Consider the following 2706-nt stretch of genomic DNA (forward strand, 5'->3'; position numbering starts at 1 on the left):
GCCACCGAGGAAGCTCAAACGTTGTCCGCCGCCCAGTGAACAGTCCACCAATGCCACCGATGGGCATCCAAAATTGTTGCCGCTTTCTCGGAAGGCGACCATAGATGGTCTCGCCTTTGCCTAGGGTGAGGGGTCGGGCTGTCCGGGGAGCGAAGCGACCCCTACTGTCTCCCGGCTGCCCGCTGGCGTGCCCATTGCTCGGTTTTCGTATGCTTCTGGCGTTCGCGCTGATCGTCTCCGTTGGTTGCGAACGCGCCCGTCGTGGAACGCATCCGGATGGTCGGTGAGGCTGACCACGGAACAGGACCAACAGCGCGAATCCGTGCCGCTCGGTACGGTATGGATTCGCCCGACCGGCGACGGTCGACCCGAACAGCGCGCCGCGGCTTACCGAGAATGGTCAGCGTGCCTGCTACTCCTGGCCTGGGTTCTGTGCGGCGGCGGGATGCGACGCGCCCGGCGAGCACGGCCGCCAGGCCGCGCGCAGCCGGTCGCGCGGCGCGGACCGCCACCGCCTTGATCCTAAAACGAATAATTCGGCAGTCAGTCAGCCTCGTACATAGCCAATGTCGTCCGTCCGGCCGCGCCTCTGATCGTCGGTCGGCTCCGTTGTGGTCAGGCCGCGGCGCTGGCAAGCGCGGTGCGGTCGATGCGGGAGACAAGCTCGCGGGCGTGGGCGTCGCGCTGGTAGGGGACGAGTCGTTTCCGCAGGTCGGTCATGGCGGTGACGTAGCGGGCGGAGGTGGGGACTCCGGCGGCGATGTCGATCGCCGTGTGGCCGGCGGTGATGGCGCCTTCGAGGTCGTTTTGTTGGGTGAAGCTGACGGCGACGACAGTTTGGCTCAGCGCCCCGCGGCGTCCCCGGTTCTGCTTGCGGGCGGCTTCGACAGACTGGCGGGCGTAACGGTGGGCCTCGGCTGGGTCGCCGATGTCGCGGAGACTGTTCGCGATCTCCCCCGTGACGTAGGGCTCGTCGATGAACTTTGCCCATTCGGGTTCGTTCGCCGGGTTGATGAGATCGAAGGTCTTTTCGGCCTGCGCGATCGTCGCGGCGGTGTCGGTGGAGCGGCCCAGGACTGACAGGGCGCGGGCTTCCAACACGTACAGGTCGGTCAGGGCGGCGGGAGCACACAGACCACGCAGACCGTGGCGGCCGGCGCGGACGAGGCGGAGCCCTTCGTCGGGGTGGCCGAGTTGGGTTGCCTGGTCGGAGAGGCCAGCCAGGACATGGGCGCCGAGCATCCGGTTACCGGCGGCGTCGGCGAGCCGGAGGGACTGGATCAGGTAGCGCTGCGCGATGCCGTGCTGGCCGGAGTCGAACGCCATCCAGCCGGCGAGATAGGTCTGTTCGGCGGCGACCTCGAAGAGGGCTTGGCGGACGGGCTCGGGGTGGGATTCCTGCAGGAGCGGGAGGACGTGTTCGGTGAGGTACTGGGCGACGGTGCGCCGGGCGATGTCACCGCCGCTTTGGATGACGTCCATTTCCTGGAACACGCCGAACATGGTGCGGATGGACTCGACCGCGGCCATGTCCGCGTGGGCGGGCCGGCCGGCGTCGGCGGCGTCCAGGCTGGTCAACAGCCAATCTCGGCTGGGGCCGGCGAGTGCGCCGAGCACGAATGATGAACGAAGCAGCATGTCCCGACGGCGCACGTCGGCCATCCAGAGTGACAGTGCGGCTCGGCTGGTGGAGCTCCTGCGTCAGCATCGGGTGATGCAGGCGGGCGAACGGTTCGAACGCGGAGACGGCTGGGCTGAGACGGGTCTCGTGTTCACCTCGTCGATCGGTACCCCGTTGGAACCACGGAACGTCAACCGCCGGTTCGATCAGCTTCGGGAAAAGGCCGGGCTCCCCTGGCTCCGTCTACATGATCTTCGTCATGCGTTCGCCTCGATGCTGTTCTCCGAAGGCGTGCCCGCGCGCACGGTCATGGAACTACTCGGACATTCGACCATCCAACTGACCATGAACACGTACACCCACGTCATGCCCGAGACCCAACGGGACGCCGTGGGCCGTCTGGACCACCTGTTCACCGGCGACAGGTCCACGGACGAAGAGGACGACAACGCGGACGAAGCCGGAGGCCCCGACCCCACCGACACCGACACCGACACCGACACCGACCAACAATGATCGATTGCAGATGGGTACACCGTTGGGTACATTGATCTTCAGACAGTCATCACCAAGAGTAACAACCGCAGGTCAGAACGGGTGCGCCGCCAGGGACTTGAACCCCGAACCCGCAGATTAAGAGTCTGCTGCTCTGCCAATTGAGCTAGCGGCGCGTGTCGCGTGCTGTGCGTTGCGACGGGTCCGAATGTACCAGGCTCCGGCGGGGTCGGGGCCCACGGGTAGGCCCCGACCGGACCAACTTGGCCACATCGGCCTCAGGGCTTCTCGCAACCGACGCCGTCGTGATCGCTGTCGAGGCCGAACGGGTCCGGGGAAAGCACCCGGACCGGCCCGGTGACGTAGTTGGGGCCGTTCCCGGAACCGCCCGCGCAGTCGTAGTCGCCGATCCCGTCCTTCAGGCACACGTCCGGATAGGCCGGATCGCAGACGGCGAGAGGCGCGGCCGCCGCTGTGGTGGCCGTCGGCCGCGCGGGGGCCGCGGCGGCCCGTGCGGGTGTCCGCGCGGGCACGGTCGTGTGTGGCGCGGATCGTGGCGTCGAGATCGTGGCGGCGGGAGGGGCGGGAGG

At 67.5% G+C, this 2706-nt stretch carries 2 protein-coding genes, 1 tRNA gene and 1 pseudogene; 1 reads left to right on the forward strand and 3 read right to left on the reverse strand.

Annotated features, from left to right (window positions below):
* Nucleotides 1-615 precede the first annotated feature (615 nt).
* The gene (locus AC5LUJ_RS24235; protein ID WP_493465862.1) at nucleotides 616-1662 is read right to left on the reverse strand and encodes an NsdA family TPR-like regulatory protein; all 1047 of its coding nucleotides are present in this window, start codon (nucleotides 1660-1662) and stop codon (nucleotides 616-618) included.
* Between AC5LUJ_RS24235 and AC5LUJ_RS24240 the strand changes: the two genes are divergently transcribed.
* Nucleotides 1637-2137 (forward strand): tyrosine-type recombinase/integrase, encoded by a 501-nt coding sequence (locus tag AC5LUJ_RS24240; protein ID WP_250285699.1) that lies wholly within the window; start codon nucleotides 1637-1639, stop codon nucleotides 2135-2137. The two genes, AC5LUJ_RS24235 and AC5LUJ_RS24240, sit on opposite strands and share 26 nt — an antisense overlap.
* An 82-nt stretch (nucleotides 2138-2219) precedes the next feature.
* Here the strand turns inward: AC5LUJ_RS24240 and AC5LUJ_RS24245 are convergent.
* Nucleotides 2220-2292: transfer RNA gene (locus AC5LUJ_RS24245), tRNA-Lys, on the reverse strand.
* A 102-nt stretch (nucleotides 2293-2394) separates the two neighbouring features.
* Nucleotides 2395-2706 (reverse strand): annotated as a pseudogene (locus AC5LUJ_RS24250) (hypothetical protein); the annotation flags it as partial.

The organism is Protofrankia sp. CiP1_Cm_nod3 (assembly GCF_982290655.1).

Coding starts and splice junctions, on each gene's coding strand:
- AC5LUJ_RS24240 (WP_250285699.1), top strand. CDS start 1,637: ATGTCCCGACGGCGCACGTCGGCCATCCAGAGTGACAGTGCGGCTCGG.
- AC5LUJ_RS24235 (WP_493465862.1), bottom strand. CDS start 1,662: ATGGCCGACGTGCGCCGTCGGGACATGCTGCTTCGTTCATCATTCGTG.